Here is a 15,676-nt window from a genome sequence, read left to right on the forward strand (position 1 = left end):
GGATTGGCGCTCAAGCTGCAAAATAGTGTGCCACCGAATGGCGTATACCCAAAATAATTCAAGTTGCTTGTAGGCGGCAACGGAGAGAAGCCCCAGGAGCATAGATAACTATGTGACTGGGGTGAACGAAGGCAGCCAACACCCAAGCAACTTGAAGTATGAAGGGTACAGAACCCCAAACGTTGTTACGCGCGACGAAAACGCTCTGGAGTAGTGCCGGCAACCTGCTGGAACATCACGATAAACGCGGAAGCCGAGCTGTAGCCGACATCCAGCGCCACCTCCTGCACGGTTTTCCCCTGTTCGAGCAGCGAAAGTGCGTGCAAAAAGCGCAGGCGCTGGCGCCATTCGCTGAACGACATTCCGAGCTCCTGCTGGCAGCGACGCGATAGGGTTCTTTCAGTGGTATACACCCGCCCGGCCCATACCGCCAGCGAGGTGTTATCCGATGGGCAACGTTCCAGCGCTTGCAGCACCGGAGCCAGGAATTTGTCCTGTGAGGTCGGCAGATAGGTTTGCTGGATCGGCGAAATACGCAGTTGGTCGATCAACACCCGGCACAGACGCAAATCCTCTTCGGTCTGCGGTTCCAACATCCGCCGCGCCAGGCAATCTTCGACAATCGCACTGAACACCGGCGACACGTTGATCAAACAGGCCTGTTCCGGCAAGCCAACGCACAGCGATTTGGCGATATTGATTGAGCGAAACAGTGCGGGTTTGCGGTTATAGCTGGAATGCTCCATGCCGATCGGCAGCCAGACCGCAAACTCCGGTGGTGCCAGAAAACGCTGCCCGGCGATGTTCAAGGCGATCACGCCGGTTTTTACGCAAATCAACTGCCCCCAGTCGTGGCTATGCGGCAAATATTCGGTATCCGCATTGGTCTCTTCGCAGTGAAAGAACAAGGTGTGCGGTGCGGTAACCTGTGCAGTGGGATAATTGCGGGTTTCAGCCATAGTGAAGTTGTCTTGATTTCGCGAAAGAGTGTCTGATTATCACTATATATAATAAACCGGACACCGGTAGACTAGCCAGCAGGTAATCCGTTGTTGAGAATAATTATCATGAACATGCTTTTCCCCTTGCTGGCCGTACTGATTTGGTCGATTAATGCCGTCGTCAGCAAAGTTTCCGCAACCGCCATCGATCCGGCGGCGATCTCCTTCTACCGCTGGCTGCTGGCGTTAATCGTTCTGACGCCTTTTGCACTACCGGGCGTGATCCGCAACTGGCCAGCGGTGCGCACCAACTGGTGGAAACTGCTGATCCTCGGCCTGTTGGGGATGGTGCTGTACCAAAGCCTGGCGTATTACGCCGCGCACAGCGTCAGCGCGCTGTTTATGGGCATTCTTAACTCGCTGATCCCGCTCTTGACCGTGTTAATCAGCATTGTCGTGCTACGTGTCGCCCCTACCGTCGGCATCGCGCTGGGCACTGTTCTGTCGCTGGGTGGTCTGGTGTGGCTGGTGAGCGCCGGTCAACCGGGGCGCTTGCTGGAGCATGGTATCGGCCCAGGCGAACTGATGATGTTTGCCGCTTCGGCGTCTTACGCACTGTACGGCGTGCTCACCAAACGTTGGGCGATCGCCTTGCCAAACTGGCAATCCTTGTACGTGCAGATCCTGTTCGGCGTGCTGCTGTTGCTGCCTAACTTCCTGCTGACGCCGGATGTACAGCTTAACAGCCAAAACATCCCGCTGGTGCTGTTTGCCGGTATTCCGGCGTCTATTCTTGCGCCGTTCCTGTGGATCCAAGGCGTGATGCGCCTGGGGGCCAATACCGCCTCGATCTTTATGAATCTGGCACCGGTATTCACCGCTATTATCGCCGTGCTGTTCTTGCAAGAACATTTGCAGAGCTATCACCTGATTGGCGGTGGCATTACCCTGCTGGGCGTGATCCTCTCGCAGCGCCTGCGTACTCCGCTGGGGCGGAAAAAAGTGCCAGCTACCTGTAAAGAGTGACTTTCGGGCCAAACATCAAAGTAACAACTCAAAACGCACCCGTACCAGCAGACCGCCTAGCAGAGTAGAGGTCAACAGTTCCGGGCGGGTGCGGTGGTAATGGGTGATATCTTTCACCAACGCCAGCCCCAATCCTGCCCCCGGTTGAGCGCCCACGTTATCCAACCGATGGAACGGCTGGAGCGCCGCTTGGGTCTGTTCGGCAGCAATGCCCGGCCCGCTGTCTTCAATCTCCAGCACGCCCTGTTTTCCTTCAAGCACCAAACGCGCGGTCACGATGCCCTGAGGCGGGGTGTATTTCAGCGCGTTGTCGAGCAGGTTGGCGCAAAGTTCAGTGAGCAACAAGGCCTCCCCGGCGACCATGCACTGTTCAGCGCCTTCATAGCCCAGATCGATGCGCTTGCTGCGCGCCTGTGGCAAACGTGAGAAACAGGCATCGCGCAATACCTGCGCCAGATCGACCGGTTGCAGTTGGCGATCGGCATCTCGCTCATGCGCCTTCAGGCGTGAAAGATGCAGTAAGCGATCGGTCAACGCCACGGTACTGTCCAAGGTGGTGCTCATCCCCTCCAGGCTTTCCCGCCACTGTTCGGGCCGATTGCTGGCCAGTGCCACCCCCACCTGAGTTTTCAGCACCGCCAGTGGCGTTCTGAGCTGGTGAGAGGCATCGGCGCTAAAGCGCTCCTGACGTGCCACCATCACCCGCAGCCGCTCAATATAACGGTTGAACGCCAGCAGCAACGGCTGCATTTCGGACCACGGCAACACCATCGGCAAAGGGGTTAACTCCCCCGGATCGCGCCGCAGCATAATGCCGGAGAGCTTGCGCATCGGCTTCAGCACCTTTTTCAGCAGCACATAAGCCAGGATCAGGGTCAGTACCACCACCGTTCCCTGGCTCAGCAACGCCGCCAGCAGCATCTGCCGCGCCAGATAGCGCCGGGATTCCAGCGTTTCTGCCACTATTATGGTCGCCATCCCTACCACGCCGGATTCATTCACCGGTTGGAACAGCGCCGCAACGCGGATCGGTCGGCCACGGTAGTCACCATCGTAAAAATGCACTAACGCCGGGTAAAGATTGGAGCGTGGAATATAGGCAGGCATCTCGGGCAGATCGCTGTAGCCGGAGATACTTTTGCCCTCTGGGGAGATCACCTGATAGTAAAGCTGATCGTTCATGTTGCGTTCAAAACTGTCGAGCACCACGTAAGGCACATCCACTTCTAGCCGCTGATTGCGCACCACCAGCCGTTCCGCCACCGTGCGCGCCGAAGCCAGCAGCGTGCGATCGTAAGCCAGCGTTGCGGCGTTCATCGCACTGAAATAGTGGGTGTAGATTGAGATCCCCCCCAACGCCAGCAACGGCAAGCCAAAGAACAGCAGCAACTGGTTAAACAGCGAGCGCGGCGCTTTAAACCACTTCATCGCATAACTCCAGGCTGTAGCCCAAGCCGCGCAACGTCACAATCATCACGTTACTGCCCTGTAGCTTTTTGCGTACCCGGTGCACATACAGCTCAATACTTTCCGGGTTGGCTTCATCAGACAGGGTAAATATCTGCTCAAACAGTTGTTGCTTGGCGACCGGGCGGCCACGGCGATGCATCAAGGCGGTCAGCACCGCCAACTCACGCGGCGTCAGCGCTAACGGTTTTTCCCCCAGCAGGAAATACCCTTCGTCGTGATAAGTCAGCGCACCGAACTTCAGCGCCCGCTGCATACTACCAACGCTGCGGCGCAGCAGCGCCCGAATGCGCGCTTCCAGCTCGTTCAGTTCAAACGGCTTGGTGAGGTAGTCATCAGCACCCAGGTTCAACCCTTTAACGCGATCGGCCACGTCGGCCCGCGCCGTCAACAACAGCACCGGCAGCTCCTGCCCGCGCTTGCGTAGCCGTGCCAGCAGCTCCAGACCATTCAGCCGCGGTAACGCCACATCCAGCACCACCAGCGCATAGCTTTCGTGCAAGAGCAGGTGATCGGCGATCAGCCCGTCGGCGGCGACATCCACCGCAAATCCCAAGCCGGTCAGGGCCTTTTGCAGCCAATGAGATAACTCGGGGTGATCTTCTACTAACAAGAGACGCATATCACATCCTGTAAACTTTGCAGCCCGGTGAAAGGTAAATGAAAGGTTATTGTTTTAACAATTCAGCAACCCCGTGTCAGCGGGGACTCTCACAATCCAAAACAAAACTGATGGGAAAAGCAATGAAAACAATAATTACCCGTACACTGACCGCTACTGCGCTGCTGCTTGCCGCTAACCAGGCATTCGCCATTGAAGCTCCGAGCCGCACTGAATGTATCGCCCCGGCCAAACCCGGCGGCGGGTTCGATCTTACCTGCAAACTGATCCAGGTTTCATTACAGGAAACCAAGGCGATCGACAAGCCGATGCGTGTCACCTACATGCCCGGTGGCGTCGGCGCCGTCGCCTATAACGCCATCGTCGCTCAGCGCCCGGCGGAATTCGGCACCGTAGTGGCCTTCTCTGGCGGTTCACTGCTGAACCTGTCGCAAGGGAAGTTTGGCCGCTACAACGTGGATGACGTGAAGTGGCTGGCCGCCGTGGGTACCGATTACGGCATGATCGCGGTTCGTGCCGACTCGCCTTACAAAACGCTGCAAGATCTGATGGCGGCATTCAAAAAAGATCCGAACAGCGTGGTATTTGGTGCCGGTGCCTCCATCGGCAGCCAGGACTGGATGAAAACCGCGTTGCTGGCGCGCGAAGTGGGTATCGATCCACACAAGATGCGTTACGTGGCGTTTGAAGGCGGCGGCGAACCGGTCACCGCGCTGTTGGGCAACCACATTCAGGCGGTATCCGGCGATCTGAGCGAGATGGTGCCCCACCTACAGGGCGATAAAATCCGCGTGCTGGCGGTGTATGCCGAAGAGCGCCTGCCGGGTGAGTTGGCCAGCGTGCCTACCGCCAAGGAGCAAGGTTTTAATCTGGTCTGGCCGATCATCCGTGGTTTCTACGTTGGCCCGAAAGTCAGCGAAGAAGAGTATCAGTGGTGGATCGACACCTTCAAAAAAACCATGGCCACCGACGAATTCAAGAAACAACGCGATCTGCGCGGTCTGTTTGAGTTCAACATGACCGGTCAGGAACTGGATGCCTACGTGAAAAATCAGGTGAACCAGTACCGTGAACAGGCAAAAGCGTTCGGTCTGGCCAAATAACCCCGAGGCACCCTATGAGCGATCGTATTTTTGCTTGTATCTGGCTGTTGTTATGCCTCGGCGGCCTGTTTATCGGCTGGGGCATTCAAAGCGAATACAGCTATGAACCCTTGGGGCCACGCCCCTTTCCGTTGGCTATCCTCGGCCTGATGGCTCTGTGTGCAGCACTGCTGCTGGTGCGCAGGCCACAGATTATCGAATGGCCCAATAAAAAAGTGCTACAGCGTTTGCTGGTGCTGATCGTGACGCTGGTGCTGTACGCCTGGGGATTTGAATGGCTCGGCTTCCCGCTGGCGACGGCGCTGCTGACCTTCAGCATCGGTCTGCTGTTCCAGGCCACGATAATGGCCGCGTTGATCTCTGGCGCAGTGATGGGCGTGTCGCTGTTCTTCGCCTTTGATTATTTACTCGATGTCACGCTGCCACTCGGCGTCTGGCTGAGCTAACGGAGACGATAATGGAAACCTGGATGTATTTGTCGCAAGGGTTCGAAGTGGCGCTGCTGCCACAGAACCTGGTTATCGCTCTGATCGGCTGTTTCGTTGGCACCATCGTTGGTTTGCTGCCCGGTCTGGGGCCGATCAACGGCGTGGCGATCCTGCTGCCGCTGGCGTTCGCGCTGAAATTACCCGCAGAATCGGCGCTGATCCTGCTGGCTACGGTGTATATCGGCTGTGAATATGGTGGGCGTATCTCGTCGATTCTGCTCAACGTGCCGGGCGATGCCGCCGCGATCATGACCGCCTTGGATGGCTACCCGATGGCACAGCAAGGGCGTGCCGGTGTGGCGCTGTCGATCTCGGCGGTCAGCTCTTTTGTCGGTTCACTGATTGCCATCATCGGGATCATTCTGTTCGCTCCGATGCTGGCGCGTTGGTCGCTGGCCTTTGGTCCGGCGGAATACTTCGCACTGATGGTGTTTGCTATCGCCTGCCTTGGCAGCATGATGAGCGAAAACCCGCTGAAATCGCTGCTGGCGGCGCTGATCGGCCTAGGGTTGGCGACGGTGGGGGTGGATGCCAATACCGGTGTTTACCGCTTCACCTTCGATAGCGTGCACCTTTCCGACGGTATTCAGTTTATCGTGGTGGTGATTGGTCTGTTCTCGGTCAGTGAGATCCTGCTGATGCTGGAAAGCACCAGTTCCGGCCAGAAACTGATCCGTAAAACCGGCCGTCTGCTGTTCAATCGCAAAGAAGCTGCCGAATGCGTTGGCCCTACCCTGCGCTCCTCATTTATCGGCTTTTTCGTCGGCATCCTGCCGGGCGCTGGGGCCACCATTGCCAGTGCGCTGACCTATATGACCGAGAAAAGGATCAGCGGCAACAGCGACTCCTTTGGTAAAGGGGATATTCGTGGCGTGGCCGCGCCGGAAGCCGCCAACAACGCGTCGGCCTGCGGTTCGTTTATCCCGATGCTGACGCTGGGGGTGCCGGGTTCCGGCACCACGGCGGTGATGATGGGGGCGTTGACGCTGTATAACATCACCCCAGGTCCGGCGATGTTCACCGAGCAACCGGACATTGTCTGGGGGCTGATCGCCGCACTGCTGATCGCCAACGTGATGCTGCTGATCATGAACATCCCGCTGATTGGTCTGTTCACCCGCATGCTGACCGTGCCGCTGTGGTTCCTGGTGCCCGCCATTGCCGCCATCTCTGCGGTCGGGGTTTATGCCGTGCACAGCACTACCTTCGATCTGCTGCTGATGGTCGGGCTTGGGGTATTTGGCTATCTGCTGCGGAAGATGCATTTCCCGATGTCGCCGCTGATCCTCGGTTTTGTGCTGGGAGAAATGTTGGAGCAGAACCTGCGTCGCGCGCTGTCGATCAGCAACGGCGAATTCGGCATCCTGTGGAGCAGCACGATTGCGCAATGCCTGCTGGTGCTGGCCGTTGCCGTTTTGGTGCTGCCGCCGGTGCTGCGTAAATTCCGCAAGCGCCGCAGCATTACCGTGGAGGCCGCCAAGGTAGAGTGATGGACTCAGGGGCCGCAATCGGCCCCTTTTTTATCCCATATAAAAAAACAACTCACCGTCTTTGTCGCATTGCTTTAATTTCTTATCCAGAGATAAGTCTACTAATGAGGACGCCTTTATGGAGCGAGTTATAACAAAGTTGAGTTAGTGAAGAACTGGGCGTATGCGAGCAATATCGAACTGCATTACCTACCACCGTATAACCCGACGATTGAACTATTGTGGAAAATAATGAATAAACACACACGAACAACCGCTACCTCACCAACAAAAATCACTTTCCGGATGTAATTTCCAAAAAAAATTTACGATAATCATGCCAAAAATAGCAGGTTAGCTGGCATCCGGAATTACAATAACCTACAGATACTAAAAACTATATTTTTGAAAACCCCTAGTATACATTATGAATTAACACTAATTATTAGTACATTGCGACTTTGTTAAGGATTCTTTTACTCTTGTCATATTTATAAATCCTCAATCGTCCACTTCTCCCTGATGGTAGATGACATTTAAATATCAAGTCATGCTCCCCCATATAAGAAATAACCTTTTCTTCATCATTTTTATCCATATCACATCCTAAAATAACACCACATATACGCATTGGATTTGAAGTGATAGAAACGCTTTCAATTGGTATTAATTTACCACCGGAACCAATTTTCGTATTTATCAGTCTGTATTCTTTCTCGTACTCCCATGACAACCTTTTTGTGATCAGCCCTTGAAAAAGAAAACCGTCAGTATCCTTTAATGGATGTTTCCGATCTGACATGTCATTAATACTTGGTGGATAATTAGAGTATCTCACCTTAAAAACCCCATCCCAAATTGGGTTGCAGATTATTATAAGACAGAAACCCTTGTGATGATTTCCATAATGCGCCCACATACTCTCCGAGCGAGGTTCTGATGTCATGGAATATATACCATACGACTCCTGTATTTTTTTCATACAACAAAGATCATAATACATCCTATTTAACATATCTCTATAAATTAAGTTGTTATAAATAGCATCCGCATTCACATTAATACATTGAGAAAGATATTTTGAAACATTCTTTTGTGTTATTTCTTGCGTGAAAAATTCAGATTTATCGTTGAGACTTCCCCTAGCACTAAGAAACACTCTCCTTTCCTTTAAACTATTCATATGATATTCTTTTTTAGAATCCATATACTTATAAAGAAACTTACTTTTTGCCACTCCTCTTTGAATCCATCGTCCATTTTCTTTATCAATGATAGACATAATTTGTATCCATGTTTGCTTATGATAAATTGTATTATGCAAATGCAAATGCAAATGCAAATGCAAATGCAAATGCAAATGCAAATGCAAATGCAAATGCAAATGCAAATGCAAATGCAAATGCAAATTCAATATTAATTTAATAACCCGCATAATGCTACCATTTTAGCCTTATCAATAGTCTCTGACAATCCTTCATAAAGTAACATTTTCAAAATAGATGATTATTTATTTTTCAATCCCTGGAAACCAGTTTTTTATTATAAAACAAAATGTTATTAGAACATTGATAATTAAAACTTAGGCTATGGTTGCTGTTACCTCGCCCTTCACGCCTTCTCAGTATTAACCTTGCCGCCAGAGTTAATCGAGGAAGGGATCGCCCGGCTATGCCGGGCAATCACCGAGGTGCAGAGCAATTAAACCGCTGCCCACCACAGCCGTAGTTTCATGCCCCAGTAGCTGGTCCAGCCGGTGGTGCTCTGCACCACCCTGCCCTGTGAAATCACCACAAAGGTTGGCGTCACGCCCACCTGCCACTGTGCCGACAGCTCGCCGTGCCGATCGTTAACCACCGGTAGCCGTAACTGTTTGTGAGCCAGAAACTGCTCAACCTGCCGATCATCACCGGAACGCAGCGCCACGGTCAGCACATTGCCGCCGTTGGCCGCCAGTCTGGCGACGTTTGGCGTTGTAAAGCGGCAAACGCCGCACCAACTGGCCCAGAAGTAAACCAGCAGCGGTTTGCTTTGGCTGAGCTGTGCCAGTGATACCGGCACACCGTCGAGCGTTTCCAGCATCTGGTTATTGAAAGCCGGGGGAGCCTGCGGCGCACGCAGCCAATCCATGGCCAGCATCACAGCCCACACAATCATCGCAAGTACCAGCAACTCACGCGCCCAACGCGTTAGCTTAGCCATTTTTCACCTTTGCCAATTGCTGCTTCACGAGTGCCTCCAGATCCTCATAGGATACCGCGCCCGGCAAGATCTGGTCGCCAATCAGGGTCGCGGGCGTGCCCTGCACCCCCAACTGTTCTGCCAGTTGCATGTTGGCACGCAACGTGGTCATGCTCTGCTCGCTGGGTGAAACCGGCGTAACGCTGGTTTTCTGCTGAGCCGCCGCAATACTGGCATTATCGTGAAAGCCTTTTTTGGCCATCAAACGCTCATGCAGCGGCCAAAACTGTTCCGGGTGCTGTTGCCAGGTGGTTAGCGCAACGCGGGCCGAGGCGATCGAGCTTTCGCCCTTGAAGGGCACCAGTTTCATCACCAGCGCCACCTCGGGATATTGCTTGACGATCTTCTCCAGCAACGGATCAAACTGTTTGCAGTACGGGCAGTTGTAGTCGGTAAACACTACCAGCGTCAGTTTGGCATTTTTGGCTCCCAAACGCGGGCTGGCTGGATCGTTAAACAGGTTTTTTTCCTGTTGTTTGATCACCTGATTGCTGGTTTGCTGCTGCCAGGCATCAGCCGCTTCCGCCAGAATCTGCGGGTTGGCAATCAGCGTTTCGCGGATCAGCACCTTAATCCGCGCCTCCTGCTCGGCAGTAAAGGGTTCAGCGGCCCAGGTTGGGGTGATTATCAGTATCAGCAAAATCAGTAATGCTTTCATTGTTCGGTTCCTTTGGCAGTAGCGAGAGCTTTCAGCACGGCGTCACGGCTTAACAGCGGTGACATCACCTCCCCATGAGGGCTGCCGGGGCCATAGATTTGGTTGAACGGGATCCCGGCGCTACCGCGCTGTTGCAGGAAGGCGGAGATCGTCGCTGATGGGCGGCTCCAATCACCGCGCAGCGCCACCACATCCTCGGCACTGAGGGCTTGTTGCACGTCCTCGCGCATCAGTACGTTGAGCTTGTTAACTTTGCAGGTGACACACCAGTCGGCGGTCACATCGATAAACACCCGTTTGTGTTGCGCCAGTGCCTGAGTGATGGCCTGCTCAGACAACGGCTGCCAAGCAATATTGTCATGCAGCGGTTGCCGCCACAGGCCAGCGCTGAACGAACCGATAAGCAGTGCCAGTCCTGCCACCACCACGCTGGCCGCGGTACGCCATCCCAACCGTTGCCAGACCGCCAGCAGCAGACCCAGCATCAACACCGCACCAGTAATCAGAGTCGGTAACATGCCAATATGATTACTCAGCAGGCTGAGCAGCCACAGCGAAGACAGCAACATCAGCAGGCCAAGCACCAGGCGCATACCGTTCATCCAACGGCCCGGACGCGGCAAGCGCAGCGCCAATGCGGGCCAGGCGGCGATGAACAGCCACGGCAAACTCATGCCGATCCCCAGCGCGACAAACATGCCCCACAGCACCGGCAGCGGTGCCGCCAAGGCAAACGCCACCGCCGTTCCCAGGAAGGGGGCGGAACACGGTGTCGCCAGCAGCGTGGCAAAAGCCCCTTGCCAGAAATGCCCACTCAGGCCATGGCCGTTATGAGTCGCCAGCCGGGTATTGAGCGAGGAAGAGAGTTGCAGATGGAACAGGCCGAACAGGTTGGCGCTAAACAGCAAGGTGACTAACACCATAAAGCCGATAAACCACGGATTCTGGAACTGAATGCCCCAGCCGAGCGCGTGATTGCTCAGCCGTAACAGCGTCATCAGCAACGCCAGCGCCATAAACGACGCCACAATACCGCCGGATGATGCCAGGAACTGCAAACGCACGCTGCGCCGATCGCGGTGCTCTACCTGCAAAATCGAGCCCAGCTTCATCCCCAATACCGGCAGCACGCAGGGCATCAGGTTAAGGATAAAGCCACCGGCCAGCGCCATCAGCACCGCCTGCCATAATGAGAAACTGGTTAAAGGAGACAATCCGAGCGGCTCACCGATGGTTACCATCGCTTCCTGCGCCACTCCGCCATCGCTGACCACCAACCGCAGCGTTTTACCGCGCAGATCGGGGGCCGCGTCACCCCAGCCGTCGCTGACCGGGATGCGCGCCTGTAGGTTCTCGCCATCATGGCTCACCTTAGGTTTACCCAGAGCGGCATCCTCTAGAGTGTCGAAAAACAGCTCCGGCTGTTGCCAGCCCGCCGCACGTTCAGCGCTGATTTGCAGCTCGCCGTGCTGATAACCGGCACGAATACTGTCGATCAGCCCGCTGGCAATCGGCACCTGCCCCATCGCTTGGGCGAAATCGTGGTTGAACTGCGCATCGTTCGGCGCACCAAGGTCCAGACTGAACGGGTAATCGGTCAGAATACAGACGTTGTTACAGGTCGAGAGCGTCAGCGTGCCCGCGAGTTGCTGAGGGGCGCTCCCTTTCAGCACCATCGGCAAGGTCACCCGATCGTGATAGCCTTGGGTGGAAATCCCTGCCACGTCAAAACGTTGGGGAACCGGCCAGAACCAGGTTGCCGCAGGGGGATCGCCCTGCCAGACGATCGCGGGCGCAATACCGCCTTCCCCCGGCGATCGCCAGTAGGTTTTCCAGCCTTTTTCCAGTTCCACAGACAGCAATACGCGGGTTTCAGCGCCGTTGCTGGTATCGGCACGCAGCCTGACTTTAGCGTGATGGTTTTGCGGGCTTTGCAGCCAGCCGCTGTCCGCCGCCTGTAACGCAGGTTGCCACAGTAATAGCAGGCAGGAAAAGGCCAGCCTGATGATATTCAACATGTTTTTTCTCCATAAATTAATTAATCACCGAATATGACGGGGGATTAACTCATTCATGGAACACGCATAATCGAAGATGGACCCTAAGGGTGGTGGGGGAAATAACCCGAGGCGGTGGGATGCGCAAGCGCGGAGCAATGATGGGCGCCAGTAATACCAGCAACATACCGAGGCCAAACAGCAGGGCTTCAAACATCACCGGCGGTGCCGCCAGCAACGACTTGGCGCTCAACTCACAGGGAGTGGTTGCCGTTTCAGCCTCATCCGTCAGTTGTGTTGGGCTGGCGCTCGCGGAGGAAAACCCCATCGCCAATTGCAACGCATGCAAACCCGCCATGCGCTGTGTAATGCAGGTGAGCATTACCAGGCAAGCCAGGCATAAAAACCATTTTGCAATCCGCTGACGATTAATCATAACCTTCCCAATCCCGTATCTGCGCTTATCTTAGCGGCGTAAACCAGATACGCAACGATTGGCCTGTAAAGAAATGTCTTGATGGCGGTATTGATAGCACCGAATTACAGGTATCATGACCGATTCAACCTGTGCTTCTCGCCGGGTATACTGATTCTCTTTGCCGCGAAGGACTGGTGATATGCAACCTTTGAGTGGGCCAGGTGCCCCCAACGCCCCTAATCACCCTCCGGCCCAGGGCAACGTTCCGCACTCCGACGATCTCCCGCTCTCTCCGGCGCAGCGTACTCAGCTTGAAAAACTGATCGTAAAAATCATGGCGCTCAGCCCGGCCAAATCGGCAGAAATCTGGGCCACCCTGCGTCATGAACTGGGGGCAGACAACAGCAGCGAACTGCTGGCACGCCATTTCCAACCGGCTGAACAGTTGTTACAGAACCGTCTTACCCTAGCGCAGCAAAGCCATGCCAGCCGTCAATTACTGCAACAATTGACCGATCTGTTACCGCAGGGTAATAACCGCTTGGCGGTGAGTGATTTTATCCGTCAGCAGTTTGGCCACACGGTGTTGAGCCAGTTAAGCACCCCGCAGTTGCAACAGGTGCTGAACCTGCTGCAAACCGGCGGCCTGGCCATCCCTCATCCACAGCAAACCATCACCAGCGATCGCCCATTACTGCCTGCGGAACACCAGCATCTGCAACAGCAGGTGACCAAACTCAGCGCCGCTACCGGTGAAGCGCCGCTCAAAATCTGGCAGGCGCTGTTCGACCTGGTGGGGGTAAACACCAACGATCCGCTGCCCGCGCGCCATTTCCAGCTACTCAGCCAATTCTTGCAGGTGAAAGTAGCGCTCAGCCCACAAAGTGCCCCCACGTTGCACAACCTGTTGGTGGTATTGAAACAACCGGCAGACCAGCAGGAACAGCAACAGCTCAGCGACTATTGCCAGACGCGTTTCAGCAGCGGCCTGAATACACCGCTGACCCATACGCAGATCAACGATGTTATTCAGCAGTTGTTTACCCGCCGCCTGGAGAAAAGCCATGGTCAGCCGTTAACCAATGAAAACGTGCCGCCGCAACCGCTGATCCATTCGCTGATTGCTGCACTGCCACAGCCACTGCAAGCCACGTTCAGTAAACCCCTGGTGCTGATTGCCATCCTCCTGGTGCTGGCCCTGCTACTGATCTGGCTGTTTTAGCAGCCGCACTCCGCGACGTTGCTCTGCCCTTGCATACTTCCTGTTTCAACACCGATGGTCAGCGGATGGCCATCGCGTTGCCAGAAGTCCAGCCCGCCGATCAGTTCCTTCACCCGAAACCCCAGTTTTGCCAGTTTATAAGCGCCTTTGGTGGAACCGTTGCAACCGATGCCGTCGCAGTAGGTGACATAAACCTTGCCCCGATCCAGTGCGGCAGTGCTCTGTTCATCCATCAGGCGGTGCGGGAAGCTGACTGCCCCGGGAATATGCCCGGCGGCATACAGCGCTTCGGCGCGGGTATCGATCACCACTATGCCGCTGATGCCGTTGCGTAAATCCTCTGCCACATCCGATGAATCGGCGTAATAACTGAGCTTGGCCGCCAGATAATCCAGGCTTTGTGCGGCGCTAGCGGGGGGGAAAGCCAGAACGAGTGATACAGTGGTCATAGCGAAGGTTCCTGTGCAGAAAGACGAGTGACAATCATGCCCGATTTTGGTCTTATCATTGATACCAATTCTCACTCAATGATAAGACCGATCATGCATCAGGTGTTGCTGACCCTGTTTCAACAGCCGGAAAACGCTGCCGCTACGCTACGCGAACGGGTTTGTAGCACCTTGCGCAGCGCGATCCACAGCGGTGCGTTAAGCGCAGGCCAACGGTTGCCCTCTTCACGCCTGTTAGCCGCAGACCTGCGAGTTTCGCGTGTTACCGCCGAAGCAGCGTATGCACAACTGGAAGCCGAAGGCTATCTACAGCGTCGGGTGGGCAAAGGCACCTTTGTCGCTATCCAAATCGTCAAGCCGGTAGCAGTACGCAAAATGACTGGCCAGTTGCGGCTGTCGCAGCGTGGCACATCGATTCTGCAAACCGGTGGCTGCCACGATCCGCAGCAACCCTTGCCATTTGCCGCCGGTTCACCAGATCTGCGGGCATTCCCGTTGAAACTGTGGAAACAGCTCACCGCTCAGCAACTGCGCGTGCGCGGTGAAAAGCTGCTGCGCTACGGCGACCCGCAAGGTTACCTGCCACTGCGTGAAGCCATTGCCGGTTACGTTGCTCAAACTCGCGGGGTGAACTGTGATGCGCAGCAGGTCATCGTGTTAACCAGTTCACAGCAGGCATTGCAGTTGATCGCCACTCTGTTACTCGATCATGGCGACAAGGTATGGATGGAAGAACCCGGTTACCTCGGGGCCAGAAACGCTTTTACCAGCGCTGGAGCCCATCTGATCCCGGTCAATGTCGATGAGGCAGGCCTGCGGCCCGATAGCGCATTGCCCATTCCACGCCTGATCTATCTGACTCCCGCTCATCATTACCCTACCGGGGTGGCGCTCAGCTTGCCGCGACGTTTGGCCCTGCTGGAGATGGCGCGGCGTGAGCAAAGTTGGATTATTGAGGATGATTACGACAGCGAGTTTCACTACGACGGCCAGCCGATGCCCGCCATGCAGAGCCAGGATCGCCACGGCAATGTGCTGTATCTCGGCACCTTTTCCAAAACGCTGTTCCCTTCGCTACGGCTGGCCTATCTGATTGTGCCGCCAGAGCTGGTCACCGCATTCACTACCGCCCGCACGCTGTACGACGGCCACAGTGCCCAACTGATGCAGGCGGTGACGGCAGAGTTTATCCAGCAGGGGCATTTTGCGGCGCATATCCGTTACATGCGCCAGCTCTATCGCAGCCGCCGCGACTGGCTGCTGACGCAGGTAGAACAGCGGCTGAAGAACTTCGCCACACCACAACCGGCAAGCGGTGGCTTGCAACTGACCCTTTGGCTGCCGCCCGGCCAGGAAGCTAGCTTAACCCGGCAAGCACAACAGTTGGGGGTGATCACCCCCGGCTTGACAGCACTGTTTATGACGCCACAGGCCAGGCGCGACGGTTGGCTACTGGGCTTCTCGGCCCTGACGCCGGGAGAAATCAGCGCAGCCGTTGAGCAACTGAGCAAAATTGCCCGTGGCTAACCATTATTGCATTGGACAACCGACTGATTTGGCTTTAAAACCTTTGTA

The 15,676-nt window shown here is 55.2% G+C and carries 16 protein-coding genes and 1 pseudogene; 8 read left to right on the forward strand and 9 right to left on the reverse strand.

Annotated features, from left to right (window positions below; translation table 11 throughout):
- Positions 1-185 precede the first annotated feature (185 nt).
- Complete coding sequence (locus AC2A1E_RS09220) at positions 186-959, reverse strand: AraC family transcriptional regulator (protein ID WP_484383484.1); 774 nt, start codon at positions 957-959, stop codon at positions 186-188.
- A 108-nt stretch (positions 960-1,067) separates the two neighbouring features.
- Here AC2A1E_RS09220 and AC2A1E_RS09225 point away from each other — a divergent pair, with 108 nt between their 5' ends.
- Entirely contained in the window at positions 1,068-1,967 is a 900-nt protein-coding gene (locus AC2A1E_RS09225) for a DMT family transporter (protein WP_484383485.1), read from the forward strand.
- Between the two features lie 15 nt (positions 1,968-1,982).
- Here the strand turns inward: AC2A1E_RS09225 and AC2A1E_RS09230 are convergent, their stop codons facing one another.
- Together AC2A1E_RS09230 and tctD are read right to left on the reverse strand one after the other, a co-directional pair.
- Positions 1,983-3,395: a sensor histidine kinase gene (locus tag AC2A1E_RS09230; RefSeq protein WP_484383486.1), complete on the reverse strand. Its 1,413-nt coding sequence runs from the start codon at positions 3,393-3,395 to the stop codon at positions 1,983-1,985.
- On the reverse strand, positions 3,382-4,056 hold the full coding sequence (gene tctD / locus AC2A1E_RS09235; protein ID WP_484383487.1) for a transcriptional regulator TctD: 675 nt from the start codon (positions 4,054-4,056) through the stop codon (positions 3,382-3,384). The genes AC2A1E_RS09230 and tctD overlap by 14 nt, the downstream gene beginning before the upstream one ends.
- A gap of 122 nt (positions 4,057-4,178) precedes the next feature.
- Here tctD and AC2A1E_RS09240 point away from each other — a divergent pair, with 122 nt between their 5' ends.
- The 4 genes and pseudogenes from AC2A1E_RS09240 to AC2A1E_RS09255 form a co-directional block, all read left to right on the forward strand.
- Entirely contained in the window at positions 4,179-5,159 is a 981-nt protein-coding gene (locus tag AC2A1E_RS09240) for a Bug family tripartite tricarboxylate transporter substrate binding protein (RefSeq protein WP_484383488.1), read from the forward strand.
- Positions 5,160-5,173: 14 nt separating this feature from the next.
- Entirely contained in the window at positions 5,174-5,605 is a 432-nt protein-coding gene (locus AC2A1E_RS09245) for a tripartite tricarboxylate transporter TctB family protein (RefSeq protein WP_484383489.1), read from the forward strand.
- 11 nt (positions 5,606-5,616) lie between these two features.
- Entirely contained in the window at positions 5,617-7,137 is a 1,521-nt protein-coding gene (locus AC2A1E_RS09250) for a tripartite tricarboxylate transporter permease (protein ID WP_484383490.1), read from the forward strand.
- 120 nt (positions 7,138-7,257) lie between these two features.
- Positions 7,258-7,474 (forward strand): annotated as a pseudogene (locus AC2A1E_RS09255) (transposase); the annotation flags it as partial.
- A gap of 87 nt (positions 7,475-7,561) precedes the next feature.
- Here AC2A1E_RS09255 and AC2A1E_RS09260 read toward each other — a convergent pair.
- Positions 7,562-8,398 (reverse strand): DUF2971 domain-containing protein, encoded by an 837-nt coding sequence (locus AC2A1E_RS09260; RefSeq protein ID WP_484383491.1) that lies wholly within the window; start codon positions 8,396-8,398, stop codon positions 7,562-7,564.
- An 11-nt stretch (positions 8,399-8,409) separates the two neighbouring features.
- Here AC2A1E_RS09260 and AC2A1E_RS09265 point away from each other — a divergent pair, with 11 nt between their 5' ends.
- Positions 8,410-8,541 carry a hypothetical protein gene (locus AC2A1E_RS09265; protein WP_484383492.1) on the forward strand — a complete coding sequence of 44 codons (132 nt, stop codon included), beginning with the start codon at positions 8,410-8,412 and terminating at the stop codon, positions 8,539-8,541.
- A 276-nt stretch (positions 8,542-8,817) separates the two neighbouring features.
- Here the strand turns inward: AC2A1E_RS09265 and AC2A1E_RS09270 are convergent, their stop codons facing one another.
- The 4 genes from AC2A1E_RS09270 to AC2A1E_RS09285 are packed head-to-tail and all read right to left on the reverse strand — an operon-like array spanning position 8,818 to position 12,448.
- Positions 8,818-9,318 carry a protein disulfide oxidoreductase gene (locus AC2A1E_RS09270; protein ID WP_484383493.1) on the reverse strand — a complete coding sequence of 167 codons (501 nt, stop codon included), beginning with the start codon at positions 9,316-9,318 and terminating at the stop codon, positions 8,818-8,820.
- Complete coding sequence (locus AC2A1E_RS09275; RefSeq protein ID WP_484383494.1) at positions 9,311-10,015, reverse strand: DsbA family protein; 705 nt, start codon at positions 10,013-10,015, stop codon at positions 9,311-9,313. Before AC2A1E_RS09275 ends, AC2A1E_RS09270 begins: the two co-directional genes overlap by 8 nt.
- Positions 10,012-12,033 (reverse strand): protein-disulfide reductase DsbD family protein, encoded by a 2,022-nt coding sequence (locus tag AC2A1E_RS09280; protein ID WP_484383495.1) that lies wholly within the window; start codon positions 12,031-12,033, stop codon positions 10,012-10,014. Before AC2A1E_RS09280 ends, AC2A1E_RS09275 begins: the two co-directional genes overlap by 4 nt.
- Positions 12,034-12,082: 49 nt before the next feature.
- The gene (locus AC2A1E_RS09285) at positions 12,083-12,448 is read right to left on the reverse strand and encodes a copper resistance protein (RefSeq protein WP_484383496.1); all 366 of its coding nucleotides are present in this window, start codon (positions 12,446-12,448) and stop codon (positions 12,083-12,085) included.
- 181 nt (positions 12,449-12,629) lie between these two features.
- Here AC2A1E_RS09285 and flk point away from each other — a divergent pair, with 181 nt between their 5' ends.
- Positions 12,630-13,652, forward strand: coding sequence for a flagella biosynthesis regulator Flk (flk, locus tag AC2A1E_RS09290; RefSeq protein ID WP_484383497.1), 1,023 nt, complete (start codon positions 12,630-12,632; stop codon positions 13,650-13,652).
- Here flk and AC2A1E_RS09295 read toward each other — a convergent pair.
- Complete coding sequence (locus tag AC2A1E_RS09295) at positions 13,649-14,101, reverse strand: rhodanese-like domain-containing protein (RefSeq protein ID WP_484383498.1); 453 nt, start codon at positions 14,099-14,101, stop codon at positions 13,649-13,651. The genes flk and AC2A1E_RS09295 overlap by 4 nt on opposite strands.
- Before the next feature lie 93 nt (positions 14,102-14,194).
- Here AC2A1E_RS09295 and pdxR point away from each other — a divergent pair, with 93 nt between their 5' ends.
- Positions 14,195-15,628, forward strand: a complete 1,434-nt coding sequence (gene pdxR / locus AC2A1E_RS09300) for a MocR-like pyridoxine biosynthesis transcription factor PdxR (RefSeq protein WP_484383499.1) — start codon at positions 14,195-14,197, stop codon at positions 15,626-15,628.
- Positions 15,629-15,676 lie beyond the last annotated feature (48 nt).

Source organism: Serratia sp. HNCC26DJ206 (assembly GCF_057180605.1).